Raw genomic sequence first — 22,428 nt, forward strand, 5'->3', positions numbered from 1 at the left:
TGTGCCGGGCCGCGTCGACCGGCGTGAGTGCGTGGGCGGTAGCCTACTAACCCGATAGGTTTTATGGGTAGGCTGTCGGCGCGATCGTCCCACCCCTCAGGAGGTGCCCGCCGCAGCGCGTGCGCCGTCCGTCCCCGTTGGAGGAAAGAGCCGCCATGACCCTCACCTTCCACTGGTTCCTGCCCACCAACGGCGACAGCCGGGACATCGTCGGTGGCGGACACGGCGTACCGACCGGCGCCGCCGGAGGATCCCGACCGGCCAGCGTGGCGTACCTGGGACAGATCGCCCGCACCGCCGAGCAACTCGGCTTCGTCGGCGCGCTCACACCGACCGGCGCCTGGTGTGAGGACGCCTGGTTGAGCACGGCGATGCTCACCGAGGTGACCGAGCGGCTCAAGTTCCTGGTCGCCTTCCGCCCCGGCCTGACCTCACCCACCCTCGCCGCCCAGATGGCCTCGACCTTCCAACGGTTGTCCCGGGGCCGGCTGCTGCTCAACGTGGTCACCGGCGGCGAGTCGCAGGAACAGCGGGCCTACGGTGACTTCCTGGACAAGGACTCCCGGTACGCGCGGGCCGACGAGTTCCTGCACGTCGTGCGCGCGCTGTGGCGCGGCGAGACGGTCGACCACGCCGGCACCCACGTACGCGTCGAGCAGGCGCGGCTGCACCGCCTGCCCGACCCGGTCCCGCCGGTCTACTTCGGTGGCTCGTCCGCAGCCGCGCTGCCGGTGGCGGTGCGGCACAGCGACGTCTACCTGACCTGGGGTGAACCCCCGGCGCTGGTCGCCGACAAACTGGCGCGGGTCCGGGCGCTGGCCGCCGACGCCGGGCGCGAGGTGCGCTTCGGCATCCGGCTGCACGTCATCGCCCGGGACACCGCCGAGCAGGCCTGGGCGCAGGCCCACCGGCTGCTCGACGGCATCGCCGAGGCCGACATCCGGGCTGTGCAGGACGGGCTGCGCCGCAGCGAGTCCGAGGGGCAGCGCCGGATGCTCGACCTGCACGGCGGCTCCCGCGACGGCCTGGAGGTCGCGCCCAACCTGTGGGCCGGGGTCGGGCTGGTCCGTGGCGGAGCCGGCACCGCGCTCGTGGGCAGCCACACCGAGATCGCCGACCGGATCGCCGAATACCACGCCCTCGGCATCGACGAGTTCATCCTCTCCGGCTATCCGCACCTGGAGGAGGCGTACTGGTTCGGTGAGGGCGTCCTGCCGATCCTGCGCGACCGCGGCCTGTGGCGACACCCCGACGGCCAGCCGGGGCCGGCGGACCACGTCGACGTTCCCTTCGCCGGGTCGGCGACGCCGCAGCCCGCCGGGGTCCGCTGACCGCCCGACCCGCGCCACAGCCGCTCACAGTGGCTGTTCGCCAACCCCGCACTGTCCCGTCGATCATGGAGTTGTGGTGGGTGACAAAGTGCCCGTATCATACGAAACCAGGCATCATAATTCCATGATCGACGGGGGCGGGCCGCCGCTCCTCCGCGATCTTGCGCTTTCTATCGCGACATATGAGGGCGTTCTCCTCATACCGGCGACCGAAACTGCAAGATCGGCGCTGGCTTACAGGTCCACCGCGTAGACCCGGACCTGGCGGCCGGTGTCCGGCTGCACGGTCTCGCGCTCCAGCGACATGCCCAGCTTGACCATCACCCGCGCGGACGCCTCGTTGCCGACGACGTGGATGCTGACCAGCCGCCGCAGGTCGAGCTCGGCACGAGTATGGGTGACAACGGCCTGGGCCGCCTCGGTGGCCAGGCCCCGACCCCAGTACGCGCGGCCGAGCCGCCAGCCGATCTCCACGGCCGGCATGATCTCGGGCAGGAAGGTCGGCACCGCCAGTCCGGTGAAACCGGCCAGCTCGCCGGTCTCTCTGATCTCCACCGCGTACAGGCCGAAGCCGTGCTCGTCCCAGTGCCGCTGATAGGTGGCTAGACGCTCCGCGGTCGCGGCCCGGTCCAGGGTGCGGCCGTCATGGATGTAGCGCATCACCTCGGGCTGCGCGTTGACGGCGGCGAACCCGTCCAGATCATCGCTTCAAGCGGCGCAACAGCAGCCGCGGGGTCAGGAGGGACGTGGCACCGGGGGAGCTTGTCAGGTCAGGCACGTCCCCTTCGTAGCATTTCCCCTGGACTGTTGCCTTGGTCGGTGGCGATCCTCTACGGTCTGCTCAGCGGTGGGCGGTGCGGTCCGCATCCGACCGGACACCGCCGGTTGCCCGTCGTTCGGGCCGGGATGGTGGAGTCCCGGGTCGACCCGTCGGCGGCGGCTCGGCGGTCGTGTGACTCCAGCTCGTAATCCCGGGTGTGTTGCTGCCCGGCGTGGCTCACTGCGGAGCCGACGGCGAGCGGGGCACGCTTACCCCACCGGGAGAGCCCCGTGTTCCTCAGTCCGCACGAGCAGGACCGCCTGCTCGTCCACGTCGCGGCCGATGTCGCCCGTCGCCGCCGCGAGCGCGGCCTGCGCCTCAACTATCCCGAAGCCGTCGCGCTGATCACCGCGTTCCTGCTCGAAGGCGCCCGCGACGGCCGGTCGGTGGTCGACCTCATGTCGGCCGGCCGGACGGTGCTCGGCCGCGACGACGTCCAGGACGGCATCCCCGAGTTGCTGAGGGAGGTGCAGGTGGAGGCGACGTTCCCGGATGGCACCAAGCTGGTGACGGTGCACCACCCGATCCCGTGATCCCGGGGGAGATCCTGCCGGCCGCCGGCCCGGTCGAGATCAACGCGGGTCGCCCGGTGACCACGCTGCTCGTGGTGAACACCGCCGACCGACCGGTGCAGGTCGGTTCGCACTACCACTTCGCCGAGTGCAACCCGGCGCTGGCGTTCGACCGGGCCGCCGCCTGGGGGCAACGGCTCGGGGTGCCGGCGGGGACCTCGATCCGCTTCGAGCCGGGCATCAGCCGCAGCGTCGACCTGGTCCCGTTCGGGGGAGCGCGCGTCGTGCCAGGGCTGCGCGGGGAGTGCGCCGGCCCGCTGGACCCGCCGGCCGACGGGTCCCCGGAGTGAGCGCCGTGCGGCGGGACCGCTACATCGACCTGTACGGACCCACGACCGGTGACCGGATCCGGCTGGCCGACACCAACCTGTTGATCGAGGTGGAGACCGACCACTGCGTGGGCGGCGACGAGGCGGTCTTCGGCGGTGGGAAGGTGATCCGCGAGTCGATGGGGCAGTCCCGCGCGACCCGCGCCGAAGGGGCGCTGGACACCGTCATCACCGGTGCCGTGGTGCTCGACCACTGGGGAGTGGTCAAGGCCGACGTGGGGCTGCGCGACGGGCGGATCGTGGCACTCGGCCGGGCCGGCAACCCGGACACCATGCCCGGCGTCCACCCCGACCTGGTCATCGGCCCGGCGACCGAGGTGATCGCCGGCAACGGGCGGATCCTCACCGCCGGCGCGGTGGACACCCACGTGCACTTCATCTGCCCGCAGATCGTCACCGAGGCGTTGGCCAGTGGCATCACCACGATGGTCGGCGGCGGCACCGGACCGGCCGAGGGCACCCGGGCGACCACTGTCACGCCGAACGCCTGGCACCTGGCCCGGATGCACGAGGCCCTGGACACTCTGCCGGTCAACGTGTTGCTGCTCGGCAAGGGCAACACCGTCTCGACCGAGGCGCTCTGGGAGCAGTTGCGGGCCGGCGCGGGCGGTTTCAAGCTGCACGAGGACTGGGGTACCACTCCGGCGGCGATCGACGCCTGCCTGCGGGTGGCGGACGCCTCCGGGGTCCAGGTGTCGATCCACACCGACACGCTCAACGAGGCCGGTTTCGTCGCCGACACCCTGCGGGCGATCGGCGGCCGGGCCATCCACTCGTACCACACCGAGGGCGCCGGCGGCGGGCACGCACCGGACATCATCACCGTGGCGAGTGAGCCGAACGTGTTGCCGTCGTCGACGAACCCCACCCGTCCGTACACGGCGAACACCCTCGCCGAGCACCTGGACATGTTGATGGTCTGCCACCATCTCAACCCGTCCGTGCCGGAGGACCTGGCCTTCGCCGAGAGCCGGATCCGCCCGTCCACGATGGCCGCCGAGGACCTGCTGCACGATCTCGGCGCGATCTCCATCATCGGCTCCGACGCGCAGGCGATGGGCCGGGTCGGCGAGGTGATCATGAGAACCTGGCAGAGCGCCCACGTGATGAAGGACCGGGTTGGCGCGCTGCCGGGCGACGGGGCCGCCGACAATCACCGGGCCCGACGGTACGTCGCGAAGTACACCATCTGCGCGGCCATGGCCAACGGGTTGGAGGACGAGGTCGGCTCGGTCGAGCCGGGCAAGCTCGCCGACCTGGTGCTCTGGGACCCGGCGTTCTTCGGCGTACGACCGCACCTGGTCATCAAGGGCGGCATGATCGCGTACGCCCAGATGGGTGACGCCAACGCGTCCATCCCGACGCCGCAGCCGATGTTGCCGCGGCCGATGTTCGGGGCGTACGGGGCGGCGGCGGCCGCGACCAGCGTGGCCTTCGTGGCGCCGGCGGCCCTGGACGCCGGGCTCCGCCTGGACGTACGACGCCGGGTGGTGCCGGTGCGTGACGTGCGGTCGCGGGGCAAGGCCGACCTGCCGGAGAACAACGCGATGCCCCGCATCGAGGTGGACCCGGACACCTTCACGGTCCGCATCGACGGGCAGGTGGTGGAGCCGGACCCGGTGACCCGGCTGCCGATGGCCCAGCGGTACTTCCTGTTCTGATGGCGACACCGAGCCTGCTGTTGCTGGTGGCCGACGGACGCTTTCCGGCCGGGGCGCACGCGCACTCCGGCGGCCTGGAGGCGGCCGTCGCCGCCGGGCGGGTCACCGACCTGGCCACGTTGGAGGCGTTCCTGGCCGGACGGTTGGCCACCGCCGGCCTGGTCGGCGCGGCCTTCGCGGCGGCCGCACACCGGGCGGCGAAGCCCGGGGGCACCGACGTGGTCGAGGCCGCGGGTCCCGTCGACGTGGCCGACGCCGACGGGTCCGCGGCGGGCGGGTCGGCAGCCGCCGGGTCCGCCGCGCGGTCGCGCATGCTGGCCCAGCTCGACGTGGAGCTGGACGCCCGTACCGCGTCGCCGACATTGCGGACGATCTCCCGTCGGCAGGGTCGAGCGCTGCTGCGCGCCGGCCGGGCCATCTGGCCGGACGCGCCGTTCGGTGACCTACCCGCGACGTCCTGCGGCATACACCAGCCGCTGGTCCTGGGGCTGCTCTGCGCGGCGGCCGGGCTGTCCCGCGTCGACACCGCCACGATCGCCGCGTACGGGACGCTGACCGGAGCGGCCAGCGCCGGCGTACGCCTGCTCGGCCTCGACCCGTACCAGGTGCAGGCCCTGCTGGTCGGCCTGGCCGACGCCTGCGACCGCACGGCCGCCGACGCGGCGCGGGCCGCCGACGACCCACCGGAGCGGCTGCCCGCCGCGGCCGCTCCACTCGCCGACATCCATGCCGAAATCCATGCCACCTGGGAGGTGCGTCTCTTTGCGTCCTGACACCGTTGTGCCGAACGCTGTCCCCGCCACCGACTCGACCACGCAGCCGGTCACTGCACCCCACGACGAGACCGTCCCGCACACCCACCCGGAGCCGGGGGTGGACCCGCATCCGCCGCTGGCACCTGCGGATCGTGCCCTGCGGGTCGGCATCGGCGGCCCGGTCGGGTCCGGCAAGACGGCACTGGTGGCCGCGCTCTGCCGTGCCTTCGCGGGCGAGTTGCGGCTCGGCGTGGTGACCAACGACATCTACACGACCGAGGACGCCGACTTCCTCCGGCGGGCCGGAGTGCTCGACCCGGCGCGGATCCGCGCGGTGGAGACCGGGTGCTGCCCGCACACCGCGATCCGCGACGACATCGGCGCCAACCTGGACGCCATCGACGAACTGGCCGAAGCGGTCGGCCCGTTGGACCTGGTCCTGGTGGAGAGCGGCGGGGACAACCTGACCGCGACCTTCAGCCGAGGTCTGGTCGATCGGCAGATCTTCGTGGTCGACGTGGCGGGAGGGGACAAGGTGCCGCGCAAGGGCGGGCCGGGCGTCACCGCCGCCGACCTCCTCGTGATCAACAAAACCGACCTGGCGCCGATGGTGGGGGCCGACCTCGCCGTCATGGATCGCGACGCGCGGGCCCGGCGTGGCGACCTCCCGACCGTCTTCCTGTCCATCGTCGGTGACACCACGGCGAGTACGGTCGCCGCCTGGATCCGGCACGAGTTGGCCCACCATGCCCCCGCGCACCCACGTGCCGTACCGGCCGTCGCGGTCTGATGCGGGCGTCCGCCCGACTGGTCGCTCGGGCCGACGGCCGGGGTGGGACCGTCCTGGTCGAGGTGCACGGCGAGACGCCGCTGCTGCTGCGCCAGACCCCGGCCGACCGTGGTGTCGCCACCGTGCACCTCGTCGGCGGGGCAGCCGGGCCGCTCGCCGGCGACGATCTGCGCCTGGACATCGAGGTGGGGCCGGGCGCGGCGGTCCGGGTGCACACCGTCGCCGCGTCGATCGCCCTGCCGGGCCGGCCGGGTGCCGTGTCCCGGATGGCGGTGCGGGCGGTGGTGCACGCCGGAGCCACGCTGCACTGGCTGCCCGAACAGCTGGTCGCGGCGGCCGGCTGTGCGCATCTCGCCGAATCCCGGATCGACCTGGCCGCCGGCGCGAGCCTGCGCTGGCGTGACGAGCTGATCTGCGGCCGGTACGGCGAGGCGCCCGGCGGGGCCGTCGTGCACACCCAGGTCGACTACGGGGGCCGGCCGCTGTTGCGGCAGTCCCTCGCCGTGGGACCACAGGCATCCGGCTGGGCCGGGCCGGCGGTGCTCGACGGCGCGCCGGCCACCGGCTCACTGCTGGTGGTCGACCCGTCGCGACCCGCCGAGCCGGCGCACGTCCGGCCCGACGCGACCGTCGCCCGACTGCCACTGGCCGGCGGTCCGGCAACACTGTGGACCGCCACCGCCCCGGACGCACACACCCTGCGCGCCCACCTCACCGGCTAGCCGGACCGGGTGTCGGGTGCGAGGGTGGCGGGAAGGCCCCACCCGCGCCCGGCGGCAGCCAGACATCCCCAAGAGCGTGATGCCTGTGAGTCATCATGATGACGCACAGGCATCACGCTCTCCATGGTTCGGCCGTCGCGGTGCTGCCGATCGGCGGGTGTGCGGTCTCGTCCGTGCAAGCGGTCGGCCGTCGCCTGGTCCCGGATCATGGGCAGTACGGCAGGTGGGACTGGTGCGGCGAGAAGGCGGGTCAGCGGCGGGGGCGGCCCACGTCGGCGTGCTCGCGACGACGGGCCGGGTCGAGGCGGCCGACCAGGTCGTCGAGCTGGTGGATCAGTGGGGCCTCCGGCGAGACGCCCAGTTCCGCGAGGCTGGCCCGGATGCGCTGGTCGAGGCGGTCGTGCTCGCGGCGGCCCCGAGCGGTCAGGTACGCCCGGATCCGCCGACGGTCCAGCGGATCGATCCGGCGGAACACGAGGTTGCGGTCGACGAGCTGGTCGACGAGCTTGGTGAGGGTGCCCGGCGGCAGTGACGCCTCGGCCGACACCTCGCTCATCGGATGACCCTGGCCGTCGGCGAGCAGACAGAGCACCCGCCACGCCTCGATGGTCAGGGCGTCGTCGGCCAGGACAGCGCCCAGCCGGCGGGAGAGCAGCCGTTCGGCGCGGGTGAGCGAGCGCAGCAGGTCGGCTGGCGCCCCGGGCACGTCTGACATGAAACTCCCTGGTCCGGTGGCCCTGTCATCGTAGCGAGTCGTCCCGGTCCGTGGTGAGCGCTGGTCTTCCGCCCAGGGCCGGGCAATCATGTGCTCATGTCCGCGCCGGCACCGCCGTGGCTGACCGTCGACCGTGCCGTGGTCAGCATCGCGCTGGTCTACCCGATGCGCGGGCCGGCCGGCATGTTCGGCCCCACCTGCGAGCTCTGCGCGCAACTCGCGGTCGAGGAGATCAACAGCTGCGGCGGGGTGCTGGGTCGGGAGGTGCGGCTGGTGCCGGTCGACGGTGGCGCACCGCCGGCCGAGGTGGCCGCCGAGGTCGAGGCGTTGGTGTCGGTGGGGGCTGTGCAGGGGGTGACGGGGTGGCACATCTCCTCGGTGCGCCAGGCGTTGGCGCCCCGCGTCGCGCACCGGGTGCCCTACGTCTACACCGCACTCTACGAGGGCGGTGAACGTACCGAAGGGGTCTTCCTGACCAGCGAGACGCCGGATGCCCAACTGTGGCCCGCGATGCGGCTGCTCGCGGGTGAGCAGGGCGTGCGTCGCTGGTTCGTGGTCGGCAACGACTACGTGTGGCCGCGCCGCACGGCGCGGGCGGCCCAGCGGTACGCGCTGCGCGGCGGTGGACAGGTGGTGGGTCGGCACTTCCTGCCGTTGGACGCCCACGACTTCACCGAGGTGTTGCGCCGCATCGAGCACAGTGACGCGGACGCGGTGTTGATGCTGCTGGTCGGTGCGGACGCGGTGCGTTTCAACCGGGCGTTCGCCCGGTCCGGCCTGGATCAGCGCTGTCTGCGGCTGAGCACGCTGATGGACGAGAACATGCTGCTGGCCAGTGGTGCCGGCGCGACGCGGCGGCTGTACAGCACGGCGGGTTTCTTCGCCGGGCTGGTGACCCAGGAGAACCTCGACTTCCACGGTGAGTTCGCCCGCCGGTTCGGGGTGGAGGCGCCGCCGCTGGGCAGCCTGGGGGAATCCTGCTACGAGGGCGTCATGCTGCTGGCCGCGCTGATCGGTCAGGCCCGCACCCTGGACGTGCGGGCCATCGAGACGGCCGCCGACACGGTGGCCTACCACGGGCCACGTGGGCGGTTGCGGCTGCGCCAACGGCACGTGCGTCAGCGCATCTACCTGGCCGAGGCCGACGGGCTCGACTTCACCGTGCTCGCCCAGCTCTGAGACCAGGCGTTGCCGGCCGGCCCGGCCGGACCCTTGACAGCGCCACCCGATCCCGCCCTAAAATACTTCCTGCGTGAAGTATCTGGCCGGTGGGCCGGATGTCACCGCCGTGTCCCCACCGTCGACAGAATTGCCCGTCGACCATTGTGGCGGCACCTATTCCGCATCTTTCCGAACGGCCGGCACCGTTTCCTCCCCAACGGTGCCGGCCGTTCTTTGCGTGTGCCGGTCGTCCGCTCGGAAACAGTCAATTAAGGACTGGGAAACACCCGCGCAATCATGCCGGTCGACGCTTTCGGTGCCCATATCCGAGCCGGTGCCCGAAGCGGCGTCCACCCGTCGACCCCGGCATCGCCCACCTCAGCTCCATCGGACCGCACCGACCGTCCTTACGCCACTTGAGCGCACCGCAGGGAGAATAGATGTCATTATTCCGGGGCCGCCGCATCCTGGCGGGTGCCATGACCCTGGTCGCCGCGGCCGCGTTGACCGCGTGCGGCAGCAAGACCTCCGACGAGGGCGGCGCGACCGGCGTCACCGCCGATGTCTCCGGCGACACCGTCAAGGTCGGCCTGCTCAACTCGCTCTCCGGGACCATGGCGATCAGCGAGGTCACCGTCCGCGACTCCATCATGCTCGCCGTCGATGAGATCAACGCGGCCGGAGGCGTCCTCGGCAAGAAGATCCAGCCGGTCGGCGAGGACGGCGCCTCGGACTGGCCCACCTTCGCCGAGAAGGCGGAGAAGCTCATCTCCGAGGACCGGGTCGCGGCCGTCTTCGGCTGCTGGACGTCGGCCAGCCGCAAGGCGGTCAAGCCGGTGTTCGAGAAGAACAAGGCGCTGCTGTTCTATCCCGTGCAGTACGAGGGTCTGGAACAGTCGCCCTACATCTTCTACACCGGTGCGACGACAAACCAGCAGATTGTTCCCGGGCTCGACTACCTCAAGGCGCAGGGCGCGAAATCGGTCTATCTGGTCGGCAGCGACTACGTCTTTCCCCGCACCGCCAACAAAATCATCAAGGCGTACGCGGCCGCCAATGGGATGACCGTGTCCGGCGAGGACTACGCGCCGCTCGGATCCACCGAGTTCGGCACGATCGTGAACAAGGTCAAGTCGGCCGGAGCCGACGCCGTGTTCAACACCCTCAACGGTGACAGCAACGTGGCCTTCTTCAAGGAGTACAAGTCGGCCGGTCTGACCGCCGCCGCGATGCCTGTGGTGTCGGTGTCGATCGCCGAGGAGGAGGTCAAGGGGATCGGCACCCAGTACCTGGAGGGCCAGCTGACCGCCTGGAACTACTACCAGACCACGCCCGGGGCGGCGAACTCGAAGTTCGTGGCCGCGTACAAGGCCAAGTACGGCGCGGACAAGCCGACGAGCGACCCGATGGAGGCCGCCTACGTGGCGGTGCACCTGTGGAAGGCGATGGTCGAGAAGGCCGGCGCCTTCGACGTGGAGAAGGTCCGCGCCGCCTCCGGGGGGATCACCCTCGACGCGCCGGAGGGCATGGTCACGGTCGACGGCCCGACCCAGCACATCGCCAAGACCGCCCGGATCGGCAAGATCGGCGCGGACGGCCTGATCAGCGAGGTGTGGAACTCCGGCAAGCCGGTGCAGCCGGACCCGTACCTCAAGACCTACCCCTGGGCGAGCGGCCTGAGCTGACGATGCCGGCCCGGGCAGACCGCGTTGCCGCGCGGTCCGCCCGGGCCTCCCGACCAGCAGTACGGAGTACCCACCGTGACAGTCCTCTTCGGACAACTCTTCACCGGCATCAGCATCGGCGCGGTGCTGCTGCTCATCGCTCTCGGCCTCGCGCTGACCTTCGGCCAGATGAACGTGATCAACATGGCGCACGGTGAGTTCATCATGGCCGGCGCGTACACCACCTACGTCCTGCAACAGAGCATCACCGGGGCCGGCCTGTCACTGGTGGTCGCACTGCCGGTGGCGTTCGTGGTCGCCGGCACGATGGGCGTCCTGCTGGAGATGCTGCTCATCCGCCGGCTCTACGCCCGACCGTTGGACACCCTGCTGGTCACCTGGGGTGTGTCGCTGATGCTGCAACAGTTGGCGCGCGACGTGTTCGGCAGCCCGAACGTGCAGACCCGCGCCCCCGAACTGCTCACCGGCAACGTGGCGCTGCCCGGAGGGCTGACCATCGCCAACAACCGGTTGTTCATCCTGGCCCTGGCGTTGGCCGCCGTCGCGGCGCTCACCCTGGCGTTACGGCTCACCCCGCTGGGACGCCGCATTCGCGCCGTGGTGCAGAACCGCGACCTCGCCGCGGTGTCCGGCATCCCGACCGCCCGGGTCGACCGGACGACCTTCTTCGTCGGCTCCGGCCTGGCCGGGCTGGCCGGGGTGGCGCTGACCCTGCTCGGCCCGATCGGCCCGACCATGGGCACCAACCTGATCATCGACGCCTTCCTGGTCGTCGTGGTCGGCGGGATCGGCCAGCTCAAGGGCAGCGTGATCGTCGCCTTCGCCCTCGGCGTGCTCCAGGCCACCGGGGAGTACCTCACCACCCTCAGCGTCGCCAAGGTGATCGTGTTCGTGGCGATCGTCGCGTTCCTTCAGTGGCGGCCACAGGGCCTGTTCACCCTGCGGACCAGGAGCCTCGCATGACCGCCGTCACCCCCGCGCCCCCCAGCGCCGCCACCGGTCCGGAGGCCACCCGCCCCGCACCTCCGGCCCGGACCGGTGGTCGCACGCGGCTACGGACCGCCGCCGGCTTCGCGTTCGGCGCGGCACTGCTGTTCGCCGTGGCGCCGCTGCTGCTGTCGGACTTCCGGCTGGCCCTGCTCGCCAAGTATCTCTGCGTCGCCATGGTGGCCGTCGGCATCGGGATCGCCTGGGGCCGGGGCGGGATGCTCACCCTCGGCCAGGGCGTCTTCTTCGGCCTCGGCGGCTACGCGATGGCCATGCACCTCAAGCTCGCCGACGCGGGTCCCGGTGGGATGCCCGACTTCATGCAACTGTACGGGCAGCTCGACGAACTGCCGCTGTGGTGGCGGCCGTTCGCCAGCCCGTGGTTCGCGCTGCCCGCGACGGTGCTGCTGCCGATGGCCGTCGCCTTCGGGCTCGGCTCGCTTGTCTTCCGCCGCCGAGTCCGGGGCGCGTACTTCGCCATCCTCAGCCAGGCGCTCGCGGCCGCCATGGTGATCCTGCTGATCGGACAGCAGGGCACCACAGGTGGCACCAACGGGTTGACCGACATCAAGGGTTTCTTCGGCTACAACCTCGACGACCCGGTCAACCAGCGAATGGTCTATTTCATCATCGCCGGCACGCTGCTGGCGTTGCTCGCGCTGGCCCGTCAACTCATCCAGAGTCGCTACGGTGAGCTGCTGGTGGCGGTCCGCGACGGTGAGGAGCGGGTCCGGTTCCTCGGCTACGACCCGGCGTCGGTCAAGCTCGTCGCGTACGTCGTGGCGGCCGGGATGGCGGGGCTGGCCGGGGCGCTGTTCGTGCCGGCGGTGGGCATCATCTCGCCCGCGCTGATCGGCATCGTCCCGTCGATCGAGTTCGTCATCGGCGTCGCGGTGGGCGGCCGGGCCACTCTGCTCGGCCCGGTGCTCGGCGCGGTGGCGGTGGCCTGGGCGCGTACCGCCCTGTCGGAGCGGTTCCCCGGCACCTGGACGTACCTGCAGGGGTTGCTCTTCGTGGTGGTGGTGGCGTTCCTTCCCGGTGGCCTGGCGTCGCTGTGGGCGCTGGCCCGCCGCCGGGAGGAGGGCGGCGGCGTGGCAGCGCGTCGGCGTGGGTGGTTACCGACGGGTCGACGACGCGCCGAGCGGGCGGAGGTGCCGGCGGCATGAGCGACGAGCGGCTGGACGGGTTGTCCGTCCGTGACGTGCGGGTCAGCTTCGACGGGTTCACCGCCGTCGACGGTGTCTCGTTGGAGGTGCCCGCCGGTGACATCCGGTTCCTGATCGGGCCGAACGGCGCCGGCAAGACCACCCTGGTCGACGCGATCACCGGCCTGGTCCGGGCCACCGGTTCGGTCCGCTTCGGCGAGCACGAGCTGCTGGGCCGTCCGGTGCACCGGATCAGCCGGTTGGGCATCGGGCGCACGTTCCAGACGTCGACGGTCTTCGAGGAGCTGTCGGTGTTGCAGAACCTCGACATCGCGGCGGGCGCCCGTCGTAGTTGGGCGACCCTGGCCCGTCGTCGGCGCGCCATTCCCGACGAGGTGGCCGCGGCGCTGGAGACCATCGGTCTGACCGGGCGGGCCGGGCACCTCGCCGGGACGCTCGCGCACGGCCAGAAGCAGTGGCTGGAGATCGGCATGCTGCTGGTGCAGGACGTCCGGTTGCTGCTGCTCGACGAGCCGGTCGCCGGGATGAGCCACGAGGAACGCGACGCCACCGGCGCCCTGCTGGAGGCGGTGAGCCGGGACCGCACGGTGGTGGTGATCGAGCACGACATGGACTTCCTGCGTCGGTTCGCGCGCACCGTCACGGTGTTGCACGCCGGTCGGGTGCTCAGCGAGGGCACGGTGGCGCAGGTCCAGGCGGACCCGCGCGTGCAGGAGGTCTACCTTGGCCACCCGGTCGACGCCGGGTCGGCCCCCACGATCCGGGAGGCATGATGCTGACGCTGCGCGGGGTGCACGCCGGGTACGGGCGCTCTCAGGTGCTGCACGGGGTCGACCTCGCCGTCCCGCCCGACGGGGTGGCCGCCGTGCTCGGGCACAACGGCGCCGGCAAGAGCACCCTGTTGCGGGTCGCGGCCGGACTGCTGCGCCCGAGTGCCGGCACCGTCGAGCTGGACGGCGAGGACGTCACCCGTCTCGGGCCGCACGAGCGGGTGGCGCGGGGCATGGCGTACGTCCCGCAGGGCCAGCAGAGCTTCCCGCACCTGACCGCCGCCGAGAATCTGCGGCTCGTCGCCGACGGGCGGCGCGACGGTGCGGTGGCCACCGCGGAGGTGCTGGACCTGTTTCCGGCGTTGCGGCCGTTGCTGCGGCGGCGGGCCGGGTTGCTCTCCGGCGGTCAGCGGCAGCAACTGGCCATCGCCCGGGCACTGATCACCCGGCCGAGGTTGCTGATGCTCGACGAGCCGACCGAGGGTATCCAGCCGTCGGTGGTCGCCGAGATCCAGGAACGGATCGTCGAGCTGACCCGGCAGTCCGGGTTCAGCGTGCTGCTCGTCGAGCAGCACCTGGGCTTCGCGTTGCGGGTGGCGAACCGCTACCACGTGCTGGAGTCCGGCCGGGTCACCTCACACGGCGACGGGGGTGTCACGGCGGAACGGGAGGTCCGGGCAGCCCTGGCCGTGTGAGCCGGCGGCGGGGTCTGCCGACCTGACCCGGGAAGTCCTCCCCGGTTCGTAGAATCCCTGCCATGCCGGAGATCGTCGAGTTGCTGGCCTCGCCCGTGCACCGCTTCCTGGGCCGGCCCGCCGACGGCCCCGCGCCGGCCCCACCCGGTGAGCTGGTCGACGCCGTCCGGATCCGGGCACACCTCGGCATCGTCGGCGACCGGTACTTCGGCCAGCAGGCGCACCGCGACGCCAGCGTCACGGTCATCGCTCAGGAGTCACTGCCGGTCGGCATCGGCCTGGCGGAGGTGCGGCGCAACATCCTCACCACCGGCATCGCGGTGGACGAGCTGATCGGCAGGGTGCTGGTGCTGGACTCCGGCGACGGCCCGGTGAGCCTGCGGGTCAACCGGGCGGCCCGGCCCTGCGCCTGGATGGACGTCACCGTCGGCCCCGGGACGTGGAAGGCGCTCCGCACCACCGGCGGCATCCGCTGCACGCCACTCAACGACGGGACCCTGCGCATCGGGCCGATCGACGCCACGGTGAGCTGAGCAAACGCGATTCGGTGAGGTGGCTCCGGCATCCGCCGGCGCGTGGTAGAACCAACACGCGCACCGGGGTTCGCGGAGCTGAGGGCAGCTCGGAGGAGGACCTGATCCGAACAGAGGTGGTGGATTGATCCACGAGCTGCGGCAGCTCATCGAGGAGCTGCGGGTGGATCTGGCCGACCAGCCGGCGAGCGTGGCGTTCGCCGAGTTCGGCGAGGGCGCTGCCATCGATGCCGTTCCGGCGGGTCTGCCGGACGACCTGCGGGACCTGCTGCTGGTCGCCGACGGGCTGCGCGCCGGTCGGGTCGAGCTGGCGTCCGCGTCGACCCTCGCGGGGATCCAGTACCACCTCGACTACGCGCCGGACTTCTCGTCCATCCCGGAGGACCGGGCGGGCTGGCTGGTGGTCGGCACCCGCAGCGACGAGCCGATCTTCCTGGACCGCGGCACGGGCGCCGTCTGGTATTTCCCGCCGAACGGCACCGAGTGGTTCATGTCCGACACGTTCGAGGAGCTCGCCCCCGACCTCGGCTCCTTCGTGGACTACTACCTGCTCGGCCCGGGTTATGCCGAGTTGACCCCCGGCGACGACAGGTGGTTCGCGTTCCTCGACGAGCAGGGCCTGCTCGACACCGACGACGAGACCTGACGGGTCAGACCGGGCTGACGTGCGCGGCGAGGACCCGCCAGCCGTGCGGGTCGTCGTGGACCCAGGTCCGGGTGTAGCGCAGGCGCGCCGCGAACGCCGCCCCCTCGTACACCCCGGCCACCCGGCCCAGGAAGAACGTCACCCCGGTCTTTCCGACGACGAGCAGGTCCAACTCCTCCTCGACCAACTCCTCCACCACCGAGCGACGGTCCCGGTGGGCGGCCAGGTCATCCTGCTTGGTGTACGTCCCGCCGCCCGGGCCGACGGCGATCAGCTGGTCGACGAGCAGTTGGTCGAGGGCGGCCACGTCGCCGGCCCGCTGGGCGGCCTGCAGGGTCCGCTCGGCATCGAGCAGCTCTGCCTCACGTGCGCTGTCCGGCATTGTGGCGTCCTCCCGATCGGTGTCGGCCCGGTGTCACCATCAGCCCGGGCTGTCCGCATTGTGGCAGCCGGCGCAGCCCGCGGCGGGTGGATCGCCGGCGGCGGTCACAGGCTCAGGCGGATCCGTACGACCGTCTCGTCCGGGCTGGTGAGCACGGCGACCTCGTCGCAGATCTGCTCCACGATCGCCAGCCCTCGACCCCGTATCGCGTCGGCGGCCGGCATGCGCCGGCCCAGCGCCCGGGTCGGCCCCCGGTCGACGACGTCGCAGAACAGCTGACCCGAATCGACCCAGAGCCGGACCCGGCCGCCGCCGGTGGTGTGCTGCAACGTGTTGGTGGCCAGCTCGCTGACCGCCAGCGTCAGCAGCTCCACCCGCTCGGGCGGCAGGCCGCGGGCCAGCGCCCCGACGCTGACGAACGCGCGGAGCGCTCGCACGTCCGTGGCGACCTGGTACGACATGGTGTCCGCGAGAGGGGCGGGGACGCTCTGCTCGGCCACGACCTCTGGTCGCTCGGCCGGCATCAGCCCGCCATCGGCGGGTTGTCGGCCAGCGTCACCACGACAGGCCCGGGTGCGGGGATCATGCGAGCCGCGAAGTGCGCCATCGGGCAGCAGCAACCCTTCTCCTAGCGACAGCTGTTTGTCGGCACATCATGTCACCTGTTGGTGCGCGGGCTGTCCCACCCGTTCGGCGGTCGATCCGGCGACGCCCGGTCATGCCTGTCGCACCCCCGTCCGATGGTGGTGTCGGTCGGGGGAGCCGCGCCGGTCAGGGGGCCGGGTCGAAGGCGATGGACTCGCTCAGCTCGCGCCACCGCGCGTCGGACGCGGCCAGCGCCTCGGCGGCAGCCGAGGCGCCCGCCACGGCATCGGCGCCGAGCAGCAGCCGCAGGGGCGGGTCGTCGACCCGGGTGATCTGGATGATCGCCTGGGCGGCGCGGGCCGGGTCGCCCGGCTGGTTGCCGCTGGCCTGGCGGAGCCGTTGCACGGCCGGATCGATGACCGACCGGTACGGGTCGCTGATCGGCAGCATGCTCATCGACGAGCCAGCCCAGTCGGTCCGCAACGCGCCCGGCTCCACGCTGGTGACCCGGATCCCGAACCCCTCGACCTCCTTGGCGAGTACCCCGGACAAGCCGCTGACCGCCCACTTGGCGGCCTGGTACGCGCCCAGTCCGGTGCTGGCGACCCGGCTGCCGACGCTGGAGATCTGGAGGATGTGCCCGCGCCCCTGGGAGCGCATCGCCGGCAGGGCCGCGCGGGAGAGATTGACCACTCCGTAGAAGTTGGCCTCGATCTGGGCCCGGAAGTTGTCCTCCGGCATGTCCTCGATCGCGGCGACGTCGGCGTATCCGGCGTTGTTGACCAGGATGTCGAGGCTGCCGAACGTGTCCACGGTGGTGCGGACGACGGCGTGGGCGGCGGCGGGGTCGGTGACGTCGAGGGCCACCGTCCTGACCCGTTCGCCGTACCTGTCGCTCAGGGCGTCGAGCTGGGCCGGGTTGCGCGCGGTGGCGACCAGGTGGTCGCCGTCGGCCAGCACGGCCTCGGCGAGCGCCCGACCGAGGCCTCGGGAACAACCGGTGATGAGCCAGACTCGCGGCACGTGGTCTCCTCCTGGCTGGCGGATGGGCGGCTGCTACGGGCGGATGTCCAGCGCTCCGACCAGGTCGTCGCGCAGGGTGAACCGGTAGCGCAGTTCGATCGGGCTGCCGGGGAAGTCGCCGGACACCCGGGTGCGGACCAGGTACGAGTCGCCCGCCTGCGGCGTGACACCGACCGGCTCGGCAGAGTACGAGTAGGCATCCATCGTCTTCTGCCGCCAGGAGCGGATCGAGGCCCGTCCGTCGTAGAGCCGGTCCTCGTCGGCGACGCTCGCGGTGTCCGCGAAGCAGGCGACGAAGGCATCCAGGTCCCGGTCGTTGACGGCCCGGAAGTACCTGTTGATCACGTCGGGCAGGTCCACCGCCATCTGCTCCTCCTGCGGCACGGGCCGCCGTCGGGCAGCCGTCGGGTTCCCGGTCCGACCTCACCGTACGAGAAGCGGACGCCACCGCGCGGGGCAACGATTCAGAACGACCGGGCGGGCGGTCAGGACGTGCCGTGCACGCCGTCCGGGCCGCCGGGCGGGGTTTGCCGCCGGTGGTCCCGGGTAGCCACGCCCTTCCGAAGCGAAGGGCGGGGGCATGGCCGAGCTGGGGTTCGTCGACAAGGTCGCGGCGCGGGCGGGCATCCCGCCGGAGCAGGCGCGCACACTGACCGAGGCTGTTCTACGGACCCTCACCGAGCGCCTCAGCGGCGGTGAGGCGGGCGCGTTGGCCCCCCACCTCGCCAACGAGTTGAGCCCGCTGCTGGTCAAGGCCGCGGAGCCGCCGGAGGCGTTCGGTTGCGACGAGTTCCTGCGCCGGGTGGCCGACCGCGCCGGGATCGACCGACCCGCCGCCGAGCGGGGCGCCCGCGCCGTCCTACAGACGATGCACCGGGTGGTCGGGCACCGGGAGTTCGAGGATGCCCTGGCCCAACTCCCGGCGGAGCTGCGGGCGCTGGCGCAGCCACTGCCACACGGCCCCTGAGGGGCGCGGCCCGACCCGCCGGTCGGACCACGCCCCCGCCGAGGTCAGCCGGTGACCCCGCTGCCGATCACCCACTTCTGATGCGCGCCGCCCGAGTACGTGCCGAGCTGGATCTGGGTGCGGTCGGCGCTGCTGCCGCCGGCTGCCTCCAGGACCTTGCCGGACTGCGGATTGCGGATCGACCCGTCGGACTGCGGCTGCCAGACCTGCGCCGCGGTGCCGTTGCACGTCCAGAGCTGAACCTTCGTGCCGTTCGCGGTGCCGGCGTTGTCCACGTCCAGGCACTTGCCCAGCACCCGGTACGTGTCGCCGACCTTCGTCCACGACTGCGCCGTGGTGCCGTTGCAGGTCCAGAGCTGGATCTTCGTGCCGTCGGCGGTGCCCGCGTTGTCGACGTCCAGGCACTTGCCACCGACGCCGGTGATGCTCCCGCCGGCCGGCGGCGGAGGGCTGCCCGGGATCGAGTTGAGCGTGTACCACGCCTCGGTGCTCCACAGTGACTGGCCGGTGGTGGAGGCGAACGGGCGCGGCGAGCGCAGGTGCACCACCCGGCCGGCCTTGCGGCCGGGCACCGTGAGGCTCACCTTCTTCCCGTCCGACGAGAGGGTGGCCGAGGTGACGGTCAGCGTCTCCTCGTCGATCTTCGGCCCGCCGTAGTTGGACGTCGCCACGTACCGCCACTGCTTGATCTTGTAACGCGCGGCCAGTCCGGCGGCGGTCTCCGTCGAGACGGGCTGGGTGTACTCGACCTCGAAGCCGGTCGTGGTGGCCCGCATGGCGAGCATCTCGAACGTGGTGGCGGTGTTCGGGGTGAGCTTCTGCAGGCCGTACGACAGCTTGCCGGTCTGACCCCAGTTGCCGCCCGCGCCGAGCCCGCCGACGTAGATCGCGCCGTCCGGGCCGACGTTGACCTCCGAGACGCCCGCCTCCAGGCCCTGGGTGAGCCGGAACAGCGCACCCTGGTACTCGCCGTTGACCTTCTCCACGTTGGCCCGCTGGAGGCCGCCGTACGTCACGTCGCCGATGACGAACTGGCCGGCGTATCGGCCGCTGGTCAGGTACAGCGGCGTGCTGGGCGAGTTGGCGATCTCGTTCTGCGGCATCCAGAGCACCGGGGACGTGACAGGTGCGGTGTCGAACGGGCCGGCCGGGTTGGTGTAGTGGTTGAAGAAGCGCCCCTGCTTGATGTGCACCAGCTTCGACGAGGGCAGCCAGCCGCCCTGGTTGTCGGTGACGAAGATGCCGCCCTCCGGACCCCAACCGATGCCGTGCGGGGTACGCAGGCCGCCGGCGACGTAGCTGACCGCGCCGGTGTCCTTGTTGATCTTGAGGGTGGTGCCCCGGTTGACGGCGGGCTGCGGGTTGGTGGTGGCACCGCCGGAGTTGATCGACACCGACAGGTTCAGGTAGAAGAACCCGTCCTGGTAGAGCAGCCCGAACGCGAACTCGTGGAAGTTGCCGCCGTACGGCCAGGTGGCGACGGTCTCCAGGCGCTCGGCCACCTCGTCGCCGCCGGTGTTGACCAGTCGGGTCAGCCGCTGTTTCTCCGAGACGTAGACCACCCCGTCGACGACCTTGAGCCCCTGCGGCTCCTTCAGCCCACTGGCGATCCGTTTGGTGGTCACGGCGCCCGGGGTGGTCGCGCCGCCGGTGTTGCCGAGGATCCAGACCTCACCGTCCTGGGAGGTGCCGGACTGGTCGCTGCCGCCCCAGGTCGAGATGACCAGCCGGCCGTCGGTCAGCCAGTCCATCCCGGTGACTTTCGGCTGGAAGCCGCTGGGCCGCAGATTGGTGAGCGTGTAGCCGGGGTGCACCCCGGTCAGCGGCAGGCCGTCGCCGGGGGTGTCGGCGATGCCCTCGCACTCCTTGCGGCCCGGCGCGGTCACCCGGACCACGCCGGCGTCGGTGCTCAACGCCGAGTTCGGTACGACCACGAAGGACGACGAGCCCGGCGTCTTCCACTCCAGGGTGATCTGCTGCCCGCCGCCTCGCTCGAAATGGTCGATGCGCAGCGGGTGCAGGCCGGCGGTGAGGGTGACCGTGCCCTCCTTCGGCGGCGTCGCGCCGTGCAGGCCGTCGTGGTTGATCACGACCGTGTTGTCGATCGCCAGTTTGGATCCGTCGTCGCTGCTGAGCCGGAACGTGTAGCTGCCGGCCTGGGTGGTGGTGATGTTGCCGAGCACCTGCGAGACGAAGTTGTCCTCGAAGCCGAAGTCGGACGCCGAGGTCCAGTTGATGGTGGGCATGAGCCTGTCCACGTTGGGGGTCTGCGCGGGCTTGAGGGTGCACAGTTCGGAGAGGGGCACCTGCACGTCGAAGACGCGCAGCGTGACGCCGGGCTCCTGCGCGGGCGCGGCGGTGGCCGGAGCGGCCCAGAGGCCGGTGGTGAGGACGAGTGCGAGCGCACCCAGGACGGGATGGGGGAGTCGGCGTTGCAGGCGTGGGCCCATCGTTCCTCCAGGAGGCAGTGGAGTGTCCGACGGCCGGTGCGAGGCAGCGGTGAGGATGGCCGTCGGCCCCGGCTCCGTAACGTCCTCGACGCCGACGAGTGACATTGTGGAAACACCGGGTTGATGAGTCGAGACATTAAGGTGTTTCGATTGGACTGTCCATGGCTTCGCGTCGATACATCAAAAGTTCCCGATGTCCGTGCGAAAGTTCGCGGTGATACGCGAAGAGTGCCGGCTCTGGGGGCGGCTCACCGCCGCCCGCGCCGGGCCGAACCACCCGTCTTACGCGGGGGAGCGGCCTTGCCGCTGGCGGCGCGGGACTTGCCAGCAGCGGCGCCGGACTTGCCGGCGGTGGCGCCGGACGGCCGACGGCCCGGTGTCGGGGCCCCGCGCGTGACGGGCCGGCGGCGCGCCGCCACCAGCACGAGCACTGCGACCGTGACGACGATCAGGGCCGGGACCAACCAGGCCGGAAACCCGCCACCGGCGCGCTCCTCGCTGGCAGCGGGCGGAGCGCTGGTAGGACCCGCCGGGCTGCCGGTCACCGCGGGGCTGGCCGATCCCTCGCCCTCGGCCTGGGCGAGTAGCGCCGGATCCGGCCCCGCCGTGGGTGCCGTCCAGCCGGCCGGGGCCGGTGTGCTCCGTCCCTGGTAGTCGAAGGTCACCTCGCCCCGCACCGCCTCACCGTCCGAGGCGACGGAGAGGTAGCTGGCGGTGTAGCGACCCTTCGCCGGCCAGTGCGCGACGGTCACCATGGCCGGGAAGCCGGTGTGGTAGAGCCGGGGCTCGAACACGCCGTTGACCATGAAGTATTCCGTGACCGGCTTGTCGAGTCGCTTGGGCTCACCGTTGGACCAGCCGTTGTCCACTCGCGACCCGTCCGGGCCGCTGATGGCGAAGTGCGCGTTGGCGGCCGGCTTCTCGGTGAAGTACAGGGCCAACTGGGTCAGGGGCTCGCGCACGACGGTGCCCTTGAGCGGAGTGGAGGTCGCCAACTGGCCGTGCGCGGACGCCGGCGCGGCGGGCAGCAGCAGCGACACCACAAGCGTCGCGGCCACCGCCGCCAGCATACGGCTCAGGGTGTTACGCGCAGTGACCAACCTCGATCGCATTCGTTCATCATGGTCATTTCCCCTCTGCCGAACAAGACGTAGAGTTCTCCTCCCCGACTCTCACCTCGACACCCGTCCCCCTCGCGTCGTTCGGAGTCCGCCCGTGTTCGTCCGTACCCCCGCCACCCGCGCCTGTGCCGCCCTCGCCGCCGGCGTCCTCACCGCCCTGCTGGTCACCGGTTGTGGGCACGACGACGACCCGTCCGTGGCCACCCCCTCCGCGCCAGCCACGTCCGCCGCACCGCCGAGCGCCGCCACCACCGCGCCGAGTCCGACGGCAAGCCCCACCCCCAGCGCACCGGCCGCGGACCGCGAGATCGTCGTGACGATCGCGAAGCGGCGGATCACTCCGCCGACCGGACGGATCACCGTGGCTAAGGGAGAGTTGTTGCGCATCACGGTCACCTCGGACGCGGCGGACGAGCTGCACGTGCACGGCTACGACTTGGGCGCCCGACTGCCGGCCGGCAAACCCGGCTCGGTGGAGTTCCGGGCCGACAAGACCGGTCTGTTCGAGGTGGAGACGCACGAGACCGAGCTGGTGCTGTTCCAACTCGTCGTCCGTTGACCG

Annotated in this window: 25 protein-coding genes; 17 read left to right on the forward strand and 8 right to left on the reverse strand. The window is 71.6% G+C overall.

Translation table 11 applies throughout. The features are described 5' to 3' along the window. Positions 1 to 155: 155 nt before the first annotated feature. Positions 156 to 1,331: an LLM class flavin-dependent oxidoreductase gene (locus tag AB0O48_RS26010; RefSeq protein ID WP_365068877.1), complete on the forward strand. Its 1,176-nt coding sequence runs from the start codon at positions 156 to 158 to the stop codon at positions 1,329 to 1,331. A gap of 234 nt (positions 1,332 to 1,565) precedes the next feature. Here AB0O48_RS26010 and AB0O48_RS26015 read toward each other — a convergent pair whose 3' ends face one another. Next, complete coding sequence (locus AB0O48_RS26015; RefSeq protein ID WP_365068879.1) at positions 1,566 to 1,991, reverse strand: GNAT family N-acetyltransferase; 426 nt, start codon at positions 1,989 to 1,991, stop codon at positions 1,566 to 1,568. 390 nt (positions 1,992 to 2,381) lie between these two features. Between AB0O48_RS26015 and AB0O48_RS26020 the strand changes: the two genes are divergently transcribed. From AB0O48_RS26020 to AB0O48_RS26045, 6 genes are read left to right on the forward strand one after another with little or no spacing between them, the layout of a single operon-like run. Then, entirely contained in the window at positions 2,382 to 2,684 is a 303-nt protein-coding gene (locus AB0O48_RS26020; protein ID WP_355389727.1) for an urease subunit gamma, read from the forward strand. Then, positions 2,681 to 3,013 (forward strand): urease subunit beta, encoded by a 333-nt coding sequence (locus AB0O48_RS26025; protein ID WP_365068882.1) that lies wholly within the window; start codon positions 2,681 to 2,683, stop codon positions 3,011 to 3,013. The genes AB0O48_RS26020 and AB0O48_RS26025 overlap by 4 nt, the downstream gene beginning before the upstream one ends. Beyond that, positions 3,010 to 4,713 (forward strand): urease subunit alpha, encoded by a 1,704-nt coding sequence (locus AB0O48_RS26030; RefSeq protein WP_357253286.1) that lies wholly within the window; start codon positions 3,010 to 3,012, stop codon positions 4,711 to 4,713. The genes AB0O48_RS26025 and AB0O48_RS26030 overlap by 4 nt, the downstream gene beginning before the upstream one ends. Next, the gene (locus AB0O48_RS26035; RefSeq protein ID WP_365068884.1) at positions 4,713 to 5,486 is read left to right on the forward strand and encodes an urease accessory UreF family protein; all 774 of its coding nucleotides are present in this window, start codon (positions 4,713 to 4,715) and stop codon (positions 5,484 to 5,486) included. Before AB0O48_RS26030 ends, AB0O48_RS26035 begins: the two co-directional genes overlap by 1 nt. Continuing rightward, a complete protein-coding gene (gene ureG / locus AB0O48_RS26040) occupies positions 5,476 to 6,258 on the forward strand; it encodes an urease accessory protein UreG (RefSeq protein ID WP_365068886.1) in 783 nt (260 codons plus the stop codon). The genes AB0O48_RS26035 and ureG overlap by 11 nt, the downstream gene beginning before the upstream one ends. Beyond that, on the forward strand, positions 6,258 to 6,980 hold the full coding sequence (locus tag AB0O48_RS26045; protein WP_365068888.1) for an urease accessory protein UreD: 723 nt from the start codon (positions 6,258 to 6,260) through the stop codon (positions 6,978 to 6,980). Before ureG ends, AB0O48_RS26045 begins: the two co-directional genes overlap by 1 nt. Positions 6,981 to 7,230: 250 nt before the next feature. Here AB0O48_RS26045 and AB0O48_RS26050 read toward each other — a convergent pair whose 3' ends face one another. Next, the gene (locus AB0O48_RS26050) at positions 7,231 to 7,695 is read right to left on the reverse strand and encodes a MarR family transcriptional regulator (RefSeq protein ID WP_357253279.1); all 465 of its coding nucleotides are present in this window, start codon (positions 7,693 to 7,695) and stop codon (positions 7,231 to 7,233) included. Between the two features lie 96 nt (positions 7,696 to 7,791). Between AB0O48_RS26050 and AB0O48_RS26055 the strand changes: the two genes are divergently transcribed. The 8 genes from AB0O48_RS26055 to AB0O48_RS26090 all read left to right on the forward strand — a co-directional run bounded on the left by AB0O48_RS26055 (position 7,792) and on the right by AB0O48_RS26090 (position 15,338). After that, positions 7,792 to 8,874: a substrate-binding domain-containing protein gene (locus tag AB0O48_RS26055; protein WP_357372389.1), complete on the forward strand. Its 1,083-nt coding sequence runs from the start codon at positions 7,792 to 7,794 to the stop codon at positions 8,872 to 8,874. A gap of 422 nt (positions 8,875 to 9,296) precedes the next feature. After that, positions 9,297 to 10,541, forward strand: coding sequence for an urea ABC transporter substrate-binding protein (gene urtA / locus AB0O48_RS26060; RefSeq protein ID WP_357253275.1), 1,245 nt, complete (start codon positions 9,297 to 9,299; stop codon positions 10,539 to 10,541). A 75-nt stretch (positions 10,542 to 10,616) separates the two neighbouring features. Further along, positions 10,617 to 11,504 carry an urea ABC transporter permease subunit UrtB gene (gene urtB, locus AB0O48_RS26065; RefSeq protein WP_357253273.1) on the forward strand — a complete coding sequence of 296 codons (888 nt, stop codon included), beginning with the start codon at positions 10,617 to 10,619 and terminating at the stop codon, positions 11,502 to 11,504. Then, positions 11,501 to 12,694, forward strand: a complete 1,194-nt coding sequence (urtC, locus tag AB0O48_RS26070) for an urea ABC transporter permease subunit UrtC (RefSeq protein ID WP_357253271.1) — start codon at positions 11,501 to 11,503, stop codon at positions 12,692 to 12,694. The genes urtB and urtC overlap by 4 nt, the downstream gene beginning before the upstream one ends. Then, entirely contained in the window at positions 12,691 to 13,467 is a 777-nt protein-coding gene (urtD, locus tag AB0O48_RS26075) for an urea ABC transporter ATP-binding protein UrtD (protein WP_357253269.1), read from the forward strand. Before urtC ends, urtD begins: the two co-directional genes overlap by 4 nt. Continuing rightward, positions 13,464 to 14,159: an urea ABC transporter ATP-binding subunit UrtE gene (gene urtE, locus AB0O48_RS26080; RefSeq protein ID WP_357253267.1), complete on the forward strand. Its 696-nt coding sequence runs from the start codon at positions 13,464 to 13,466 to the stop codon at positions 14,157 to 14,159. The genes urtD and urtE overlap by 4 nt, the downstream gene beginning before the upstream one ends. Before the next feature lie 62 nt (positions 14,160 to 14,221). After that, on the forward strand, positions 14,222 to 14,692 hold the full coding sequence (locus tag AB0O48_RS26085) for a molybdenum cofactor biosysynthesis protein (protein ID WP_357253266.1): 471 nt from the start codon (positions 14,222 to 14,224) through the stop codon (positions 14,690 to 14,692). Between the two features lie 124 nt (positions 14,693 to 14,816). After that, on the forward strand, positions 14,817 to 15,338 hold the full coding sequence (locus AB0O48_RS26090; RefSeq protein ID WP_357253264.1) for an SUKH-4 family immunity protein: 522 nt from the start codon (positions 14,817 to 14,819) through the stop codon (positions 15,336 to 15,338). Positions 15,339 to 15,342: 4 nt separating this feature from the next. On the opposite strand, the gene AB0O48_RS26095 is transcribed toward AB0O48_RS26090, so the two are convergent. The 4 genes from AB0O48_RS26095 to AB0O48_RS26110 all read right to left on the reverse strand — a co-directional run bounded on the left by AB0O48_RS26095 (position 15,343) and on the right by AB0O48_RS26110 (position 17,694). Further along, on the reverse strand, positions 15,343 to 15,720 hold the full coding sequence (locus tag AB0O48_RS26095; protein ID WP_357253262.1) for a nuclear transport factor 2 family protein: 378 nt from the start codon (positions 15,718 to 15,720) through the stop codon (positions 15,343 to 15,345). 104 nt (positions 15,721 to 15,824) lie between these two features. Further along, complete coding sequence (locus tag AB0O48_RS26100) at positions 15,825 to 16,244, reverse strand: ATP-binding protein (protein ID WP_357253260.1); 420 nt, start codon at positions 16,242 to 16,244, stop codon at positions 15,825 to 15,827. 247 nt (positions 16,245 to 16,491) lie between these two features. Next, positions 16,492 to 17,328 (reverse strand): oxidoreductase, encoded by an 837-nt coding sequence (locus tag AB0O48_RS26105; protein ID WP_357572921.1) that lies wholly within the window; start codon positions 17,326 to 17,328, stop codon positions 16,492 to 16,494. A 33-nt stretch (positions 17,329 to 17,361) separates the two neighbouring features. Further along, positions 17,362 to 17,694 carry a nuclear transport factor 2 family protein gene (locus AB0O48_RS26110; RefSeq protein ID WP_357253256.1) on the reverse strand — a complete coding sequence of 111 codons (333 nt, stop codon included), beginning with the start codon at positions 17,692 to 17,694 and terminating at the stop codon, positions 17,362 to 17,364. Positions 17,695 to 17,908: 214 nt separating this feature from the next. Here AB0O48_RS26110 and AB0O48_RS26115 point away from each other — a divergent pair, with 214 nt between their 5' ends. Further along, positions 17,909 to 18,295: a DUF2267 domain-containing protein gene (locus tag AB0O48_RS26115; RefSeq protein ID WP_357253254.1), complete on the forward strand. Its 387-nt coding sequence runs from the start codon at positions 17,909 to 17,911 to the stop codon at positions 18,293 to 18,295. A gap of 44 nt (positions 18,296 to 18,339) precedes the next feature. Here AB0O48_RS26115 and AB0O48_RS26120 read toward each other — a convergent pair whose 3' ends face one another. Beyond that, on the reverse strand, positions 18,340 to 20,745 hold the full coding sequence (locus AB0O48_RS26120; RefSeq protein WP_365068897.1) for a ricin-type beta-trefoil lectin domain protein: 2,406 nt from the start codon (positions 20,743 to 20,745) through the stop codon (positions 18,340 to 18,342). 248 nt (positions 20,746 to 20,993) lie between these two features. Then, a complete protein-coding gene (locus tag AB0O48_RS26125; protein WP_357572923.1) occupies positions 20,994 to 21,815 on the reverse strand; it encodes a copper resistance protein CopC in 822 nt (273 codons plus the stop codon). Between the two features lie 145 nt (positions 21,816 to 21,960). Between AB0O48_RS26125 and AB0O48_RS26130 the strand changes: the two genes are divergently transcribed. Beyond that, positions 21,961 to 22,425, forward strand: coding sequence for a hypothetical protein (locus AB0O48_RS26130; protein WP_357572924.1), 465 nt, complete (start codon positions 21,961 to 21,963; stop codon positions 22,423 to 22,425). Positions 22,426 to 22,428: the final 3 nt, after the last annotated feature.

The sequence above is a fragment of the Micromonospora sp. NPDC085948 genome (genome assembly GCF_040686315.1).
In the GTDB taxonomy this organism is placed as follows: domain Bacteria; phylum Actinomycetota; class Actinomycetes; order Mycobacteriales; family Micromonosporaceae; genus Micromonospora.